We start from the raw sequence: 17,713 nt of genomic DNA, 5'->3' as shown, positions 1-17,713 counted from the left end.
TCCATCATGAGCGGATGCTCAGGTTCATGCCCGTAGGCGACTCCATGACGATCGGGAGCGCGGGCGAACACACATGGCGCTACCGGATCTGGCAGCACCTGCGCGCGACCTACGGCGGCCCGTTCGCCGTGGTCGGCCCGCGCGAGACGCTGTACGACAAGGCGACGGACACGCCCACGTCGTACGAGTACGCCGACCCCGACTTCCCGCATTTCCACCTCGCCGGCTGGGGCGAGGGCTGGCTGCACATGGCCCCGCTGATCGGCGAGGCGGTGCGCACACAGCGGGCGAACGTCCTGCTGGTCTCGCTCGGCCTGATCGACCTGGGCTTCTACACGAACGCGCCCCAGACGGCCGACAACCTGCGCTCCTTCGTGGCGGAGGCCCGCGCCGCCAAGCCGTCCATACGGATGGTGTTCCTGCCGGTGATCCCGAACGTCCGCGCCCGGACGGACACCCCCTTCGCCACCGAGGTCGCCCTCTTCAACGAACTCCAGGCAAAGGCGGTCGCCGACCTGGACGACCCACGCTCCCCCCTCCTCCTGGCCTCCCTCCCCGACGCGTACGACGTCACCCACGACACCTACGACGGCACCCACCCCAACGCCTCCGGCGAACACCGCATCGCCGGGGCGTTCGCGGGGGCGATGCATCAGGCGTGGGGGCTGGGCGGGGAGTACGGGGAGTACGACGGCTCGGACTCGATCCCCGACACGAGCAACCCGGCGCACTCTCGCGCCTCCGGCAGAAGGTCCTCCCACCGGTCCTCGCGGCGCCCGAGGTAGCCGTCCCGCGCCAGCTCCAGCACGGGCCGGTGCGCCACCGGGAGCCGTTCGAGCGCCCAGTCGGCAGCACCGTCCTTGGACCGGATGGTGCCGGTGGCGAGGGTGGTCCAGACCCGGGCGAGGGTCAGCAGGACGTTGCGGGTGTCGGTGTCCAGGTCGTCCATGAGCCCCGGCACCCCGGCGAGGATCCCGCGCAGCAGGTCGGCGTGCGGGACGGGGTCGAGAAGTTCGGCGGGCGGCGGACCGTGCAGCGGGGCGTCCCCGAGCAGCGCCATGGTGAGCAACGGCGCGAGATCGGGGCTCACTTCACGCTCCGGTACGACCCCGCACTCGAACCCGGCCCGCAGCCATTCCCCGTACAGGAACTCGCAGTTGGGTGGATACCGCCAGGGCCGTACCTCGTCCTGTACGACGACGATCAGCTCGACGGGTCGGCTGCCCCCACCGGAGACCGCCATCAACTCACCCACCAACGACCGGCGTTGATCCTGACTCATCCGCCGCCGCACGACGACGAGCACATCGAGATCACTGTCCGGCCGCAGGCCACCACCACCGACTACGGCCGACCCGTGCAGACAGACCCCGAGCAGATCGTCCCCGAACACCCCCCGGACGAGGGGCAGTAGCCGGTACCGGGCGATCCACTCCTCGTTGAGGCGGTCGGCCTGGCGGTGGTGACTGGGGGTGAGCTGCTGCCCTCCGGGCGGGAGACAGGTTCCGAGTCCGAGGAAGTCGAGGACGCCGTGGGTGGCGGCGGACGGATCGGCGGCGAGGTCCTCGTACCGGAGCCGGTACGGCTCAATGCCGTAGGTCTCGAACCACCGTTCCCACCCGGCGTTGTGCTCCTCGATGGTCCGCATGGTGCGGGTGAGGGCGTCGCGGTCGAAGCGCGGCCGCCCCCTCGTGGGGTCCCCTCCCCCTCCGATCTCGCCCTTCCCTCCGATGAACCAGACACCGGTCTGCTCGGCCCGCAGCCAGGACACCGCTTGGGCGAGGATGTCGTCCCGGCGCAGATGAACGAACCTGACCGGCCCGAACTCCCGCTCCAGCAGCCGCAGTTCGTCCCCGGCGAGGTCGGGGTGCAGGTCCTCGAGTCTGTGGGTCAGCTCGGCCTGCGTCCCCCACATGAGCTTGGCCCCGAAGACCCCGTTGCCGGTCCGGCCCGCCGCCAGTGCGGCCCTCACGAAGTCGCCGTAGTCCAGGGCCCCTTGGGACGTGTGCCCGATCCCCCACCGCTCGGCCCACGCCACCTCGTCCGGCACCCGGAAGTAGGCCTGCGGGTGTCCGGCGACGCCGGTGGAGTCGAGCAGACCGAGGAGGAGGGAGCTGCCGGTTCGGGGGGTGGCGCAGATGAGGTAGGTCTGTTTGTCCGTCGGGTGGGTCACGGGGGACAGGGTCGGGGATGGAGGCGGGGGCGGCAAACCGGATATCGACGGTCGATGGCGTGATCGCTGCGTTACGGGGTCACCGTGCGTATCGTTGTACCGCGCGGCTGCACTCGTTCATGGGGGCAGCCGGGGAGGAGCGCCAGATGACCGTCCTGGAAGACAGGGTCGAGATCGACATGGCCGACGAGAACACCGAGCGCTTGGACGAATGGTTCGAGCGGCTTGAGCGACTGCCGGTCCCCGAGGGATACAAGGTCGAGGTCGTCGGGGGCTACGTCTACATGACTCCGCAGCGGGACATCCACTGGGAAACCATTCGCGAGATCCTCTGGGCTCTCGAGGACCGTTTCGGCAGGCGGCACGCACGGATTTTCTCCGATGTCCGGGTCGACTTCCCCGGTCACCAGAACGGCTTCTGCCCCGACGTGGCCAAGTTTCGCGACGGCGCGGCGAAGGACAAGGCGGGCCGCTGGCAGTACGCGGACATCGAGTTCGTCGGAGAGGTCATCTCGAAGGGGACGGCGCCCAATGACTACGGGCCCAAGAAAACGGCCTACGCGGTCGCCGGGATCCCCGTTTACCTCGTCGCCGATCCTTACCAGGGCAGGTGCACCCTCTACACCGAGCCCAAGAACGGCGACTACCAGTGCGAGTTGCGGGTCGAATACGGAACCGACGTCGACCTGACCACCACCCCCCTGGGCTTCACTCTCAAGACCGACGACTTCCCCCGCGACTGACCCCCCTTGCGTAGAGCGCACTCGAAGTCGTTGGCTAGTCACTCATGAAGTACACGCAGCTCGGACGCACAGGCCTCAAGGTCAGCCGGCTCGTCCTCGGGACGATGAACTTCGGTCCGCAGACCGACGAGGCGGACAGTCACGCGATCATGGACGCGGCACTGGACGCCGGTATCAACTACTTCGACACCGCGAACGTGTATGGCTGGGGTGAGAACAAGGGGCGGACCGAGGAGATCATCGGGAGCTGGTTCGCCAAGAGCCCCGTCCACCGCGACAAGGTGGTCCTCGCCACCAAGGTCTACGGCAATATGGCCGCCGAGGGCGACGCCTGGCCCAACCACGACAAGCTCTCCGCCGTGAACATCCGGCGGGCCGTCGACGCCAGCCTCAAGCGGCTCGGGACCGACTACATCGACATCTACCAGTTCCACCACGTCGACCGGGCCACGCCTTTCGAGGAGATCTGGCAGGCGATCGACACCCTCATCCAGCAGGGCAAGATCCTCTACGTCGGGTCCTCCAACTTCCCCGGCTACAAGATCGCCCAGGCCAACGAGATCGCCGCCCGCCGCGGCGGCACCATCGGCCTCGTCAGTGAGCAGTGCCTCTACAACCTCGCCGAGCGCCGCGCCGAGATGGAGGTCATCCCGGCCGCGCAGGAGTACGGCCTCGGGGTCATCCCCTGGTCGCCGCTCCAGGGCGGTCTGCTGGGCGGGGTCATCAGGAAGGAGATCCAGGGCGGACGCCGTGCCTCCGGCCGGGCCGCCGACACCCTCGCCAACCCGGCCTCACGTGCCCAGATCCAGGCCTACGAGGATCTCCTCGACAAGCACGGCATCGAGCCCGGCGAGGCAGCGCTGGCCTGGCTGCTGACCCGTCCCGGTGTCACCGGCCCGATCGTCGGCCCCCGCACCGCCGAGCAACTCGACTCCGCGCTGCGCGCCGTGGAACTGGACCTGAGCGAGGAACTCCTCGCCTCGCTGGACGAGATCTTCCCGGGACCGGGCCCGTCTCCCGAGGCCTTCGCCTGGTAATGCCGTGAGGGCAGGCGTCCCTTCGGGGACGCGGGTTCAGGGACGCGGGTTCAGGGAGGCGGGTTCAGAGGCGCGGGTTCAGAGGCGCGGGGCTGTGACATCGAGTGGCGCAGTCCCCGCGCCTTCTGCGCCCCCCGCGCCTCCCGCGTCTCTCGTCGCGTCAGTCCCCCCCGTCCTCACCGACCGACCGCAGCCGCCACCGCAACCACGACGAACAACAGCACAAGCGCACCGGCCATGATCCGGTTCCGGGTTTTCGGGTCCACGTACCCGAGCCTAACCGCCCACCCCGAACCCCCAGCGGGCGACCGCCTCGTACCGCGGTTGCTCCCCCTGGACCCCGGACCTAGGCAGGTCACTCCGCACGAGGACCAGCTCGTCCACCGTCCACGCCCGGCCCGCGAAATCACCGAGCCGGTCGAGATACGGCCGTACGTCCACCGCTTCCCGGCTCCGGGCCAGGGTGAGGTGGGCGCGGTAACGCCGGTGGTCCCCCATCTCCACCCCGGCCTTCCGCCCCGCCGCCTCACACCGGGCCGCCAGCAGCCGCAGGTTCGCGAGATCCCCCTCCGCCCCCGCCCACAACGCCCGCCCGTGCCCGAACTGCCCGCCCCCGCGCACCGCCAGCCCGAACGGCTCGGTCCGCCGCGCGGCGCGCTCCAGGCGGGCCGACAGTTCCACTACGACGCCGTCGTCGACCTCGCCGTAGAAGGCGAGGGTGAAGTGCCAGCCGGGGCGGCCGGTCCAGCGCAGGCCGTCCGCGCCCGGGAGGGTCTTCAACTCGGCCACTGTGGAAGCGAGTTCGGCGGTGACGTCCTCCGGGGGAAGTACCGCGGCGAAGAGTCTCATGCGGCTCAGCCTGCCACCATGAGGACATGGCTATCAGCATCAGAGACGGCGGCCCCGACGACATCCCCGCGATACTCGGCATGCTCGACAGCGCCGTGGCCTGGCTGGTCACACAGGGCCGCACGGGGCAGTGGGGCAGCACGCCGTGGTCGGCGGACCCGAAGGCCGTGGCGATGGTGGAGCGCTACATCACTCAGGGCTCCCCCTACATCGCCGAGATCGACGGCACCCCGGCCGGCACGCTCACCCTCACCGACTCACCGGGCCCGTATCTCAAAGCCGCCGACGAACCCGAGCGCTACATCCACCTCCTCGCCTCCGACCGCCGCTTCAAGGGCCACGGCGTCGGCAGCGCGCTACTGACACACGCGGCGGAGACCACTCGGCGAGCCGGAATCTCCCTGCTCCGAGTGGACTGCTACGCGGGCGACGACCGCAAGCTCGTCGCCTACTACGAGAACAACGGGTTCACCGCGACGGAGGCCTTCACGGTCGGCGAGGATGCCTGGCCGGGGCAGGTGCTGGCGCGGAGGGTGTAGCTCCGCCCTCCGGACCAAACCGGGTTGGCCGGACGAGCCGGTTGTCGGACGGACAGACGGTCGGGCGGACGGTCGTCTGGTCAGACGGGGCGAGCCGAAAGGACGGACGGCCAGGACGGACGGGCAGGACAAGTCGGGCCAGACGGCCGGGCGGGACAAGCCGGGCGGACGGTCGGACAGATCGGGCCGACCTGATCCGGCCAGCCGGACGGGGCAAACAGACTGGCCGGACGGCCAGACAGTCGGCCTGGGGCCAAGCGGGTTGGACAGGTCAGGCCAGTCGGACGGGCCGGAAGTCACACGGCCGTAGCCAGTTCCTCCCGGCGTTGTCCCGGGACGAACCGCACCTGCGGGTGGCCGTCATGCCGGCCGCCCGTGAGGCGCAGGTCACCGACGCGGGTAAGGACGAGGCCGATGGTGACGGCCGAACCTGCGGCGATGGCGCCGCCGACCACGAGGCCCGCCCGAACGCCGTACACGTCGGTGATCCAGCCGGCGATAGGGCGCCTATGAACGAGCCGGACCGGACCGAGACGGATGGCGGGACAGGTCGGGCCGACCGGACGGGACGGCCGGGCAGGTCAGGCCGCCCAGGTCGGGCCCAGCCGAACGGACGGGGCAGACAGGCCGGACGACCGGACTGCCGGTCGTTCGGCCGAACCTGCCAGGACCGACGTCACACAGCCGTCGCCAATTCCTCCCGGTCCCGCCTAGGGACGAACCGCACCTGCGGATGCCCGCCCTGCCAGCCCACCGTCAGGCGTAGGTCGCCGACGCGGGCCAGGACCAGGCCGATGACGATCGCCGCGCCCGCGGCGATCGCGCCGCCGGACGCGAGGCCCGCTCGGACTCCGTATGTGTCGGTGACCCAGCCGGCGATGGGGGCGCCGATGGGTGAGCCGCCCATGAACACCATCATGTAGAGGGCCATCACGCGGCCCCGCATGGCGGGGTCGGTGCCCATCTGGACGGTGGTGTTGGCGGTGACGTTGACCGTCATGCCGAACATGCCGACGGGGACCATGAGCAGGGCGAACAGCCAGAGGGAGGGGGCCGTCGCCGCGACCAGCTCCAGCGTGCCGAAGGCCACCGCCGCGCCGATCATCACCCGCATCCGGGCCGTGCCGCGCCGGGCCGCGAGGAGGGCGCCGGCCAGGGAGCCGACCGCCATGAGGGTGTTGAAGAGGCTGTAGGAGCCTGCGCCCGCGTGGAAGACGTCGTTCGCGAAGGCCGAGAGAAAGACCGGGAAGTTGAAGCCGAAGGTGCTGATGAACCCGGCCAGGACGATCGTCCAGACGAGGTCGGGGCGCCCGGCGACGTACTGGAGCCCTTCCCGCAGTTGGCCCTTGCCGCGTGGGGCGCGCTCGACCGTGCGCAGTTCGCGCGCCCGCATCATCAGCAGGCCGGCGATCGGCGCGACGAAGGACAGGCCGTTGGCGACGAACGCCCAGCCGGTGCCGACGCCGGTGATCATGACGCCCGCGACGGCGGGGCCGATCAGGCGGGCGGACTGGAAGTTGGCCGAGTTGAGGCTGACCGCGTTCTGCAGTTGGCCGGGGCCGACCATCTCGGAGACGAAGGACTGGCGGGCCGGGTTGTCGACGACCGTGGCGAGGCCGACGGCGAAGGCGGCGACGTAGACGTGCCAGACCTGGACGTGGCCGGAGAGGGTGAGGAAGGCGAGCGCCAGGCCGGTGAGGGCCATCGCGGACTGGGTGACGAGCAGCGTGGGGCGCTTGGGCAGCCGGTCGACGAGGACACCGCCGTAGAGCCCGAAGAGCAGCATCGGCAGGAACTGGAGGGCTGTCGTGATACCGACGGCGGCCGAGGAGCCGGTGAGGCTCAGGACCAACCAGTCCTGAGCTATGCGCTGCATCCAGGTGCCGGTGTTGGAGACGACCTGGCCGATGAAGAACAGGCGGTAGTTCCGGATCTTCAGCGAGCTGAACATCGAGGACTTACCAGTGGTGTCAGGGGCGGGCAGGGAATCGGGAGTGGCTGGCGCGGGGGCGGAGTCTGCTCCGGGTCCCGAACTCAAAAGGTCGCCTCCTACATAGAGCGTGGTTACAGATGTGCGAGTTTCTCCAGCACGGGGGCGGCGGCGACGATCTTCGCCCACTCGTCCTCGTCGAGGCCGTCGACCAGACCGGCCAGGAACGCGTTGCGCTTGCGGCGGCTCTCTTCGAGCATCGCCTCGGCCTGGGGGGTCTTGGTGACCACCTTCTGGCGCCGGTCCTCGGGGTGCGGTTCGAGCTGGACCAGGCCCTTGGCTTCGAGCAGCGCGACGATGCGGGTCATCGAGGGCGGCTGCACATGCTCCTTGCGAGCGAGCTCGCCAGGGGTCGCACTGCCGCAGTTGGACAAGGTGCCCAGCACCGACATCTCGGTGGGGCTCAGTGACTCGTCGACCCGCTGGTGCTTGAGTCGACGGGACAACCGCATCACGGCTGATCGCAGGGAGTTCACAGCGGCAGCGTCGTCGCCATGGGTTAGGTCCGGCATGTTCTTTAGCTTAACTCATTACTCTCGCTAAAGACCACTCGAACACGCCAGAGTGCCCGTGACCCTGACCACTGAACCCTTCCATCACCCATATGAGTGATCCGCGAGCGGAACGTGACACGGCGCCCGGGACCGCCCCCGACCCTCGTCTTCATGGGGACCAGCGTGCTCAGCCTGCGGATAGACGGGGAGCTGCTCGAACGGCTCCGGCCCCATGCGGCGAAAAGGGGAATGAGCGTCCAGGACTATGTGGTCCGGACGCTCATTCGGGACGACTTCGACGAGCGGTTCCAGAGCGCCGTCGAGGAGACAGAGAAGTTCTACGGGGTCACGTGACCCGCACCGGTCAGGTCAGACCCAGGGCCGGCATCAGGTAGTAGAAGCCGAACACCGCCGCCACGACGTACATCGGCACCGGGACCTCCCGGCCCCGGCCCGCCACCAGGCGCAGCACCACGAAGGTGATGAAGCCCATGCCGATGCCGTTGGTGATCGAGTAGGTGAACGGCATCATCACCATCGTGATGAAGGCCGGGATCGCGATCGTGTAGTCGGCCCAGTCGATCTCCTTGACGGAGCCCGCCAGGATCAGGAAGCCCACCGCGAGCAGCGCGGGGGTGGCCGCCTGGGAGGGGACCATCGTGGCGATGGGCGTCAGGAACAGCGCCACGGCGAAGAGGGCGCCGGTGACGACGTTCGCGAAGCCGGTGCGGGCTCCCTCACCGACACCGGCCGTGGACTCCACGAAGCAGGTGGTGGCGGAGGAGGAGCTGGCGCCGCCCGCGGCGACCGCGATGCCGTCGACGAAGAGGACCTTGTTGATGCCGGGCATGTTGCCCTCGCCGTCGGTCAGCTTCGCCTCGTCGCTGATGCCCATGATCGTGCCCATCGCGTCGAAGAAGCACGACAGCAGGACCGTGAAGACGAACAGGACGCCGGTCAGCACGCCGACCTTGGAGAAGCCGCCGAAGAGGCTGAACTTGCCGATCAGCCCGAAGTCGGGGGTGGCGACCGGGTTTCCGGGCCACTTCGGGGTGGTCAGACCCCAGGAGGGGATCGTCGCGACCGCGTTCACGATCACCGCGAGGACGGTCATCGTGACGATCGAGATGAGGATCGCGCCGGACACCTTGCGGACGATCAGGCCGAGCGTGAGCAGCACACCGAGGATGAAGATCAGGACCGGCCAGCCGTTGAGGTGACCGTCGGCGCCGAGCTGGAGCGGGACGGTGGTCTGGGCGGCGTCCGGGATGCGGCTGATGAACCCGGAGTCCACGAGCCCGATCAGCATGATGAACAGGCCGATACCGATCGAGATGGCCTTGCGCAGGCCGTAGGGCACCGCGTTCATGACGCGCTCGCGCAGCCCGGTGGCGACCAGCAGCATCACGACCAGGCCGGCCAGGACGACCATGCCCATCGCGTCCGGCCATGACATGCGGGGCGCGAGCTGGAGGGCGACGACGGAGTTCACACCCAGTCCGGCGGCCAGCGCGATCGGGACGTTGCCGATGACACCCATGAGGAGGGTGGTGAAAGCGGCCGTGACGGCGGTGGCGGTGACCAGTTGGCCGTTGTCGAGGTGGTGCCCGTACATGTCCTTCGCGCTGCCCAGGATGATCGGGTTCAGCACGATGATGTACGCCATCGCAAAGAAGGTGGCGAAGCCGCCCCGGACCTCGCGCGCGAGCGTGCTGCCCCGTTCGGAGATCTTGAAGTAGCGGTCGAGGGCGGTCTGCATTGGATGTTCCTACGAGCAGAAGTGGACAGACGGAAACCGTTTCAGTATGAACATATGAAGACGTCAGCGCTATCTCCGCGCGTAGACCGTGCAAGGATCAACGGCTCTTGCGGTGCCTCGTAAGCTGTGCCCATGGCGAAGTGGACACCGACACACGAGGCACCGGAGCCCCTGGAGGGCCCGATCGTCCCGACCATCATCGGCGGCACGATCCTCTGGTTCGTCCTCTTCCTGGTCCAGCTCCCGTTCTACGGCTGGTTCGACGACCACGGCCATCTGTGGTGGCTGTGGACCTGCCTGGCCGGGGCCGGGCTCGGGCTGATCGGCATCTGGTACGTCCGCGGTCGGGACGCGGCGATCAAGCGGGCGACGGCACCGGAGAAGGAGCCGGCCGAGTAGGCCGTACTGCCTGCGCACTACGTCGCTCATCCCCAGGTCGGATCTTCCGGGCACTCGGCGGGTGAAGCCGTAAATCGGCACGTACCGTCGAATGCATGACGCACACCGACGCGGGCGCCGAACTCGACCCTGTGCACCCCGTGCCCTTTCCGGCCACGCGGGCGCGCGGGCTCACCGCCGCCGACGTCGCCGAACGGGTGGCGCGCGGGGAGGTCAACGACGTCCCGGTGCGCAGCAGCCGTTCCCTCGGCGAGATCGTCCGCGCCAACGTCTTCACCCGGTTCAACGCGATCATCGGCGTGCTCTGGCTGATCATGCTGTTCGTGGCGCCGATGCAGGACAGCCTGTTCGGCTACGTGATCCTCGCCAACACCGGGATCGGCGTCTTCCAGGAGTGGCGGGCGAAGAAGACCCTCGACTCCCTCGCGGTGATCGGCGAGGCGAAGCCGACCGTGCGCCGGGACGGGGCCGCCGTAGAAGTGAGCACCTCCGAGATCGTGCTCGGCGACCTCATCGAGATCGGGCCCGGTGACAAGGTCGTGGTCGACGGGGAGTGCGTCGAGGCCGACGGTCTGGAGATCGACGAGTCGCTGCTCACCGGTGAGGCCGATCCGGTGGTGAAGCGGCCGGGGGACGCGGTCATGTCCGGGAGTTTCGTGGTCGCCGGCGGTGGCGCGTTCGAGGCGACGAAGGTGGGGCGCGAGGCGTACGCGGCCCAACTCGCCGAGGAAGCCTCGCGGTTCACGCTGGTCCACTCCGAACTGCGCACCGGTATCTCCACGATCCTCAAATACGTGACGTGGATGATGATCCCGACCGCGATCGGCCTGGTCATCAGCCAACTCGTCGTCAAGCAGCACGGGTTCAAGGACTCCGTCGCGCGCACGGTCGGCGGGATCGTCCCGATGGTCCCCGAGGGACTGGTCCTCCTCACCTCGGTCGCCTTCGCGATCGGGGTCATCCGCCTTGGCCGGAAACAGTGCCTGGTCCAGGAGTTGCCGGCCATCGAGGGGCTCGCCCGTGTCGACACCGTGTGCCTCGACAAGACGGGCACGCTCACCGAGGGCGGCATGGACGTCACCGAGCTGCGGATGCTCGGCGGGGCCGACGAGACGTACGTACGCAAAGTCCTGGGCGCGCTCGGCGAGTCCGACCCGCGCCCGAACGCCTCCCTCCAGGCGATCATCGCCGCCTACCCGGACAGCGAGGAGTGGCGCTGCGTCGAGTCGCTGCCGTTCTCGTCGGCGCGCAAGTACAGCGGGGCGTCCTTCAGCGAGGGCAACGGCGAGTCGAGCACGTGGCTGCTCGGGGCGCCCGACGTCCTGCTGGACGCCGGTGATCCCGCGCTCGCCGAGACCGGACGGCTCAACGAGCAGGGGCTACGGGTGCTGCTGCTGGCCCGGGTCGCGGGCGAGCTGGACGACCCCGGGGTCGCGCGGGGAGCCAGGCCGACCGCGCTGGTCGTCCTCGAACAGCGGCTGCGCCCCGACGCGGCCGACACCCTGAGCTACTTCGCCGAGCAGGACGTGCACGCCAAGGTCATCTCCGGCGACAACGCGGTGTCGGTCGGCGCGGTGGCCGGGAAGCTCGGGCTCACCGGTCAGGTCGTCGACGCCCGCCAACTCCCCGAGGGCCAGGAGGAGATGGCGAAGTCCCTCGACGCGGGCACGGTGTTCGGGCGGGTCACCCCGCAGCAGAAGCGGGACATGGTGGGCGCGTTGCAGTCGCGCGGGCACACGGTCGCGATGACCGGGGACGGCGTCAACGACGTACTCGCCCTCAAGGACGCCGACATCGGAGTCTCCATGGGCTCGGGGTCCGAGGCCACCCGGGCGGTCGCGCAGATCGTGCTGCTCAACAACAGTTTCGCGACGCTGCCTTCGGTGGTCGCGGAGGGGCGACGGGTCATCGGGAACATCACACGGGTGGCGACGCTGTTCCTGGTGAAGACGGTCTACTCGGTGCTGCTGGCGGTGCTGGTGGTGTGCTGGCGGGTCGAATACCCCTTCCTGCCCCGCCACTTGACCCTGCTCTCCACCCTGACGATCGGCGTCCCGGCGTTCTTCCTCGCCCTCGCGCCCAACAAGGAACGCGCGCAACCGCACTTCGTACGGCGGGTGATGCGGTACTCGATCCCGGGTGGCGTGATAGCCGCGGTGGCGACCTTCGTGACGTATCTGATCGCCCGTCACCAGTACACGGGGAAGGGCTCGTTGGACGCCGAGACCAGCGCGGCGACCCTGACCCTGTTCCTGATCTCGATGTGGGTCCTGGCGATCATCGCCCGCCCCTACACCTGGTGGCGCGTCACCCTCGTCGTCTCGATGGGCGCGGCCTTCGTGGTCGTCCTGATCGTCCCGTGGCTACAGCACTTCTTCGCGCTGAAACTCGTCGGGGTGACGATGCCGTGGATCGCGGTGGGGATCTCGGCGGTGGCGGCGGTCGCCCTGGAGCTCGCGTGGAGACTGGTCGACCGCGGTACCGCTGCGCTCGGCTTCGGCGGGGAAGCGTCGTAGTTCGTCCGCGGGTGCGTGGGGGCTGGTCGCGCCCACGCGGCGGAGCCGCGAATCGGCGGCGGCCCGCGCCCCTGAAAAGGGTCGCGGGCCGCGTCTGAACTACTACTTCACGTCGACGAAGTCGCCCGTGGCGTTGATCGGGGCGGTGGTCGTGGTGCCCGCGAAGCTGTAGCGGAAGTAGCCGTCGACGGTCGCCGTGACGGTGGTCTTCAGGGCGCCGGTCGAGCTGGTCTTGATGGTCTTGACCGTGGTGTAGGTGGTGGCGCCCTTCTTGCGGAACTGGAGCTTCACCGGCTGGGTCGAGTAGCCGGTGTAGTTGTTGGCGTCCCAGTTCGCGCGGGTCAGCTTGCCGGTGACCGTGATGGTCTTGCCCTTCTTGACGGGCTCCGGAGTGGCGTTGACCGTCAACTTGGACAGGCGGGTCACGGGGACGTTGCCCAGGCCGCCCTGGGTCTTCGTGGCACCGCTGGAGGCGATGGCGAGGCCGCCCGCCTTCCAGGTGCCGGCGTCGGTGTTCGCGAGGTCGCCGTCGGCCGGGCGGATGTAGATGGTGGCCTTGCAGTTCAGGACGGTCGTCGAGGCGGCGGTGCAGGTGCCCGGGTCGTCGCTGATGATCTCGTTGCTCGGCGTGGTGATCGAGCTGCCGCGGTAGATGAGCGGGCCGCTGGCGAAGTTGTCGGCGCTGACGTCGAGGCTCGCGTCGTGCGTCAGGGTGTACGTGACCGGCACGGCGACCTTCGCGGCGGCACCGACCACGACGGCCTTGCCGCTGTTGACCTTGACGTTCGAGAAGGTGACGTTCAGCGTGGCCGCGGCGGTCGCGGTGCCGTCCGCGGTGGCGGCGCTGAACGCGGCCTTGCCGGACGGAGCGTCGGCGGCCTGCGCGGCCGGTACGGCGAAGGCGGAGAGGACCAGGGCGCCGGAGACGGCGGCCACTGTGGCGCTTATGCGCATGCGTTCCCCAGGTGGGAAGGGGGCCCCGGCGCGGTGGTCGTTCCGAACGGCTCGTCGTCGGCGCCGGGGCCCAAGTGATGGCGGAGCCTGTTGGCTCACGTGATCTGATCTTCGCCGGGTGGGGAGGGTTGTACGCCGGGAGCAGGTTTTGTACGGGGATTGCGAACTGATGGTGAAGTGCTGACAGTTCGCCGATCCCCGGGCTACCTCACGTCGACGAAGTCACCCGTGGCGTTGACCGCCGGGGTGGTCGTGGTGCCCGCGAAGCTGTATCGGAAGTAGCCGTCGACGGTCGCCTTGACGGTGGTCTTCAGGCTGCCCGTCGAGGTGGTCTTGATGGTCTTGACCGTGGTGTAGGTGGTGGCGCTCTTCTTGCGGAACTGGAGCTTGACCGGCTGGGTGGAGTAACCGGAGTACGTACCGGCGTCCCAGTTCGCGCGGGTCAGCTTGCCGGTGACCGTGATGGTCTTGCCCTTCTTGACGGGCTCCGGGGTGGCGTTGACCGTCAGCTTGGACAGGCGCTGGACCTGGAAGGTCTTCGCGTTGTCCTTCTTGACGTAGTCGTTGTCCTTGCCCGTGGCGATGGCCCAGACCTTCCAGCCGCCGGCCACGGAGTTGATCAGGTTGTAGCCCGGCTTCATGTCGAACGTCGACTTGCAGGTCGACGTCGTGGTGTCGACCTTGGTGCAGGTGGCGCGGCCGTCGCTGCTGTTGGCGACGGCACCGCTGTCGGACGAGTCGATGTTCGCGCCGTGGTACAGGATCGCCTGTGCCCAGCCGACGCCCGAGGCGTCCTTCACGGTGAAGCTGACCGTGATGGTCTTCTTCGCGGTCGCGCCGACGACGACCGGCTTGCCGCCGTTCACCACGACGCCCGAGATCGTGGTGTCTCCCCGGCCGTCGTCGGCCTGCGCGGCAGGCACGGCGAGGGCGGAGAGGGCCAGGGCGCCGGTGACGACGCCGAGGGTGGCACGCATGCGCATGGATTCCCCAGATAGAGAAGTGATCGTGGAGCCGGGTGGCTCAGGTGATCAGATCCACGACGGAAGGGAATGGTTGTACGAATCGTGGAAGTTTTCCGGAACACCCGTGAAGATCCCCGGCCCGCGCATCGGCACCCCTCAGTCGAACCACCGGTCCCGCGCCAGTTCCTCCGTCCGCGACGGATCCTCCAGCAGGGCCGCCACCTCGAAGCGTCGGGGCCACTGCCCGGCCGACCAGGCGAGACCGGCGGCGACCCCTTCCAGGGTCGACGCGTGGAGTACTCCGTCCCGGGTCCGGCGCCAGTCGATCTCCACGCCGTCCACGACGAGTTCCTCGTGTTCGACGTAGGTGGCGGGGGTGAGCGGACCGAGCAGCACCCGTACGGACTCCGGTACGTCGTGCTCGGTGCCCTCGGAGTCGACAGAGCCGGTGATCGACTCGCTCAGCCGCCGCACCTGGAACAGTTCGGCCAACTCGGCGGCCCTGGACGGCCGTACGGGCAGGAGCGGGACGCCGGCGGTGAAGGGCAGCAGGTCCGGGGAGTCGACGACCATGGCGTCCGCCGCGTCCACGACCGTCACCTCGCCGTCGACCACCGCCCGCAGGTCGTCCGGCAGGGTCACCTGTTCCGGGTCCAGGCCGGCCAACGCGCTGTACAGGGCGTGCAGTTGGGCGCCGGTGACCTCGCGGTCCGGGTCGGCGAGGCGGTCCAGCAACTCCGCGGCGCCGCCCGGCTCGTCGAGCAGCGCGGCCACCGATGTGCGGACGCCCAGCGCCCGCAGCACCTGCTCGTCGTCGAACCCGGTCGCGTCGGCCTCGTCGTAGAGCCCGCGCAACAAGGGGTCCCCGCCGGCTGCCAGCAGACCGGCCGGGCGGCGGCCGTCGAGCACCGGGTGCCCGCGCAACCACCAAGCCGTGTACGGCCGTACGACCTCGTGCGTGCCGTCGGGCAGCAGGACGCGGACCTGTTGGGTGATCGCGTCGCGCAGCGGGGGCTGGGCGAGGAGGGCGAGAGCCTGGGGCCAGCGGTCGTCGTCGACGAGGTCGAGATCGCGTACGGCGACGAGTTCGGTGGCGACGGGGGGCACCGGGGTGTCGGGGAAGCGGTCGAGGACGTCCTCCGACCAGACGTCCACGGAGTCCAGCAGACCGGGGTCGTCCGGCTCCGCGAAGTCGCTGTCGCGGGGCTCCAGTTCGTCCGGGTCGAGGACGACGTCGGTGGCGCGGACGAGGGCGAAGTTGGCGAGAACTCCGCAGGCGGCGAGGGGTTGTTCGCCCCAGCGCTCGGCCAACTCGGAGTCGACGAAGGCGAGTTCGTCCTCGCGCATCACCTGGGCGAACGGGCTGCCGGGCAGGACCAGTTCACCGGCGGGCGCGAGTTCGCCGTCCTCGTCGGGCAGGGCGAGGGCGCCGAGCCAGGGCTCGTCACCGGGTTCGAGTCCCGCGTCCCGGACGAGAGCGAGGACGGTGTCCGCCAACTCCTCGGCACCGGGCGTGTCTTCATCCCATACGGCGCCGCCCTCGTCGTCGAGGGAGGCGGCCACGGCGGCCCGTACCTGGGGTGTGGTGAGGACCGCGCGCGGCGCGGCGGGCAGCGCGCCGAGCTTCTCCAGGAGGGGGTGGGTGGCGTCCGGGTGGGCGACCTTCAGCCCGAGCCGGGCGAGGACCTCGGGCTCCACCTGGACGGCGTCGGGGGTGGGCAGGAGCACCTGCCGGGGACCGATGGTGGTCCGCCCGTCGGCGAGCGGGACGGGCAGCCCGGACAGCCGGTCCGGGTCGACGCCCGCGAGGCTGTCGTAGAGCCGCCGCCACCAGCCGGGGTCCTTCTCAAGACCGGCCAGCCGGTCGACGGCGTCGGTGAGCGGGACCCGGGCGACGCCCAACGTCCGTAGTTCCACGCGTCGTTCGAGCCCGGCGGGCAGCAGGGTGGGGAGCACCTCGGCGAGCACGCGCACGGTGTCGGCGCCGGCTCCCTCGACGACCTCGGCGTCGCGGGGCCGTAGCGACTCGGGGAGTTCGGAGTCCTCGTCGCCGCCCGTGGGCTCGACGGCGGGCGGCAGGAAGGAGGTGCGGGGCAGCCGCTCCAGGATCGCCGCCCGCAGCGTTCCGTCCAACTCCCCCTTGCCCAGCGGGCCGGGCACGAGGTCGATGATGCCGGGGGTCACCGGCCGCCAGGCGGCGAGGAGTTCGACGTAGGCGTCCGCCGCCCGCTCCACCACGAAGTCGGTCAGCGGGCCGGGCGCGGCATGCCGGCGGGTGGTGTCGAGCGGGAGGGAGGCGATCAACAGGGCGGGTACGCCGAGGGGTTCGTCGCTGGGCGTGGGCGCGTGCACGACGGGGCTGGTGCGGGGCCGGGCCGGGGTGCCGTCGGTGTCGACGGGCACGGCCCAGGTGACGGACCAGTACGGGCGCAGCCGTTCCTCGACGGGCCGGTCGGTGAGCAGCTCCGGGGCGAGCGTCCCGTGCGCGGAGGCGGTGCGCCAGCGGGTGGTGCCGTCCCGGGTGTCGTCCACGACGGTGTCGGCGCGGTCGCCGCGCCGGGTGAGAGTGCGGGGCGCGCTGTCGCCGATCTCGATGACGACCTCGGCCAGCCCCGGCAGGGCGAGCAGCAGCGCGTCGTCGACGGCGCCCAGCAGTCGCTCGGCGAGGTCCTCGGCGGCGGTGTCGCGCAGCGGGAGGATGACGACCGTGTCGTAGGAGTCGGGGGCGCTGCCCTCGGCGGCGAACGGGAGCCGTAGCAGCGGGACATGACCGTCGCGGCGACGGATCTCCGTGCCCAGTCCGGGGCTGTGCCGGGCGGTCTCGTCGGCCAGGGCGCGGGCCTCGGCGAGGGACCAGCGGACGCCGCCGTGCCGTCCCACGACCGCGGGCTCGTCGGTCACGGCGACGACAGCGGCGAAGCCGACACCGAAGCGGCCGACCGCGCTGTCACCGGCGTCCCGTTTCGCGGACGCGCGGAGGGTGGAGAGGGACTCGACACCGGCCGCGTCGAGCGGGGCGCCGGTGTTGGCGGCACACAGGACGCCGTCGCGAAGGGTGAGCCGCAACCGTCCGGCCACGTTGCCGCGCGCGGCGGCATCGGCGGCGTTCTGAGCGAGCTCGACGACGAGCCGGTCCCGGTACCCCCCGAGGACCAGATCCTCCTCGGCGTTGGCATCCTCCCGGAACCGCGCGGGGCTGGTCGCCCAGGCGTCGAGCACGCCTCGCCTGAGGCGAGCGGTCCCGAACGGGTCCGCACCCTCGGCCGCCGGCCGCACGAACTTACTCACGTACGTT

Annotated in this window: 14 protein-coding genes and 2 pseudogenes; 7 read left to right on the top strand and 9 right to left on the bottom strand. The window is 69.9% G+C overall.

The features are described from left to right. Positions 1 to 14 precede the first annotated feature (14 nt). On the top strand, positions 15 to 785 hold the full coding sequence (locus ABZT04_RS00780) for an SGNH/GDSL hydrolase family protein (RefSeq protein WP_356051304.1): 771 nt from the start codon (positions 15 to 17) through the stop codon (positions 783 to 785). Here the strand turns inward: ABZT04_RS00780 and ABZT04_RS00775 are convergent. Beyond that, positions 758 to 2,173 (bottom strand): annotated as a pseudogene (locus ABZT04_RS00775) (Stf0 family sulfotransferase); the annotation flags it as partial. The gene ABZT04_RS00780 and the pseudogene ABZT04_RS00775 overlap by 28 nt on opposite strands. Before the next feature lie 146 nt (positions 2,174 to 2,319). Here ABZT04_RS00775 and ABZT04_RS00770 point away from each other — a divergent pair. Together ABZT04_RS00770 and ABZT04_RS00765 are read left to right on the top strand one after the other, a co-directional pair. Further along, positions 2,320 to 2,916, top strand: coding sequence for a Uma2 family endonuclease (locus ABZT04_RS00770; protein ID WP_356051302.1), 597 nt, complete (start codon positions 2,320 to 2,322; stop codon positions 2,914 to 2,916). A gap of 44 nt (positions 2,917 to 2,960) precedes the next feature. Next, positions 2,961 to 3,953, top strand: a complete 993-nt coding sequence (locus tag ABZT04_RS00765; RefSeq protein WP_356051300.1) for an aldo/keto reductase — start codon at positions 2,961 to 2,963, stop codon at positions 3,951 to 3,953. Positions 3,954 to 4,229: 276 nt separating this feature from the next. Here the strand turns inward: ABZT04_RS00765 and thpR are convergent, their stop codons facing one another. After that, entirely contained in the window at positions 4,230 to 4,802 is a 573-nt protein-coding gene (thpR, locus tag ABZT04_RS00760) for an RNA 2',3'-cyclic phosphodiesterase (RefSeq protein ID WP_356051298.1), read from the bottom strand. A gap of 26 nt (positions 4,803 to 4,828) precedes the next feature. On the opposite strand from thpR, the gene ABZT04_RS00755 reads away from it, so the two are divergent. Beyond that, positions 4,829 to 5,341 (top strand): GNAT family N-acetyltransferase, encoded by a 513-nt coding sequence (locus ABZT04_RS00755; RefSeq protein WP_356051296.1) that lies wholly within the window; start codon positions 4,829 to 4,831, stop codon positions 5,339 to 5,341. Between the two features lie 296 nt (positions 5,342 to 5,637). On the opposite strand, the pseudogene ABZT04_RS00750 reads toward ABZT04_RS00755, so the two are convergent. The 3 genes and pseudogenes from ABZT04_RS00750 to ABZT04_RS00740 form a co-directional block, all read right to left on the bottom strand. Continuing rightward, positions 5,638 to 5,844 (bottom strand): annotated as a pseudogene (locus tag ABZT04_RS00750) (MFS transporter); the annotation flags it as partial. Between the two features lie 173 nt (positions 5,845 to 6,017). After that, positions 6,018 to 7,379: an MFS transporter gene (locus ABZT04_RS00745; RefSeq protein WP_356051294.1), complete on the bottom strand. Its 1,362-nt coding sequence runs from the start codon at positions 7,377 to 7,379 to the stop codon at positions 6,018 to 6,020. A gap of 26 nt (positions 7,380 to 7,405) precedes the next feature. After that, positions 7,406 to 7,843: a MarR family transcriptional regulator gene (locus tag ABZT04_RS00740; RefSeq protein ID WP_019072529.1), complete on the bottom strand. Its 438-nt coding sequence runs from the start codon at positions 7,841 to 7,843 to the stop codon at positions 7,406 to 7,408. Positions 7,844 to 7,996: 153 nt separating this feature from the next. Here ABZT04_RS00740 and ABZT04_RS00735 point away from each other — a divergent pair, with 153 nt between their 5' ends. After that, on the top strand, positions 7,997 to 8,179 hold the full coding sequence (locus tag ABZT04_RS00735; RefSeq protein WP_356051292.1) for a ribbon-helix-helix protein, CopG family: 183 nt from the start codon (positions 7,997 to 7,999) through the stop codon (positions 8,177 to 8,179). Positions 8,180 to 8,189: 10 nt separating this feature from the next. Here the strand turns inward: ABZT04_RS00735 and ABZT04_RS00730 are convergent, their stop codons facing one another. After that, entirely contained in the window at positions 8,190 to 9,584 is a 1,395-nt protein-coding gene (locus tag ABZT04_RS00730; protein WP_356051290.1) for an NCS2 family permease, read from the bottom strand. 132 nt (positions 9,585 to 9,716) lie between these two features. On the opposite strand from ABZT04_RS00730, the gene ABZT04_RS00725 reads away from it, so the two are divergent. Next, positions 9,717 to 9,983: a DUF2530 domain-containing protein gene (locus tag ABZT04_RS00725; protein WP_356051288.1), complete on the top strand. Its 267-nt coding sequence runs from the start codon at positions 9,717 to 9,719 to the stop codon at positions 9,981 to 9,983. A 95-nt stretch (positions 9,984 to 10,078) separates the two neighbouring features. Further along, complete coding sequence (locus tag ABZT04_RS00720) at positions 10,079 to 12,499, top strand: HAD-IC family P-type ATPase (RefSeq protein ID WP_356051286.1); 2,421 nt, start codon at positions 10,079 to 10,081, stop codon at positions 12,497 to 12,499. A 102-nt stretch (positions 12,500 to 12,601) separates the two neighbouring features. Here ABZT04_RS00720 and ABZT04_RS00715 read toward each other — a convergent pair whose 3' ends face one another. The 3 genes from ABZT04_RS00715 to ABZT04_RS00705 form a co-directional block, all read right to left on the bottom strand. Beyond that, the gene (locus ABZT04_RS00715; RefSeq protein ID WP_356051284.1) at positions 12,602 to 13,453 is read right to left on the bottom strand and encodes a hypothetical protein; all 852 of its coding nucleotides are present in this window, start codon (positions 13,451 to 13,453) and stop codon (positions 12,602 to 12,604) included. Positions 13,454 to 13,656: 203 nt separating this feature from the next. After that, positions 13,657 to 14,436, bottom strand: coding sequence for a calcium-binding protein (locus ABZT04_RS00710; RefSeq protein WP_356051283.1), 780 nt, complete (start codon positions 14,434 to 14,436; stop codon positions 13,657 to 13,659). Positions 14,437 to 14,574: 138 nt separating this feature from the next. Beyond that, positions 14,575 to 17,706, bottom strand: a complete 3,132-nt coding sequence (locus ABZT04_RS00705; protein ID WP_356051281.1) for a molecular chaperone Hsp90 — start codon at positions 17,704 to 17,706, stop codon at positions 14,575 to 14,577. Positions 17,707 to 17,713 lie beyond the last annotated feature (7 nt).

Origin of the sequence: Streptomyces sp. NPDC005492, from assembly GCF_040605995.1 — a bacterium.
Taxonomy (GTDB): Bacteria; Actinomycetota; Actinomycetes; order Streptomycetales; family Streptomycetaceae; genus Streptomyces.
The sequence above is the reverse complement of the archived record's forward strand: the minus strand, read 5'-3'. Positions and strand labels throughout refer to the sequence as shown.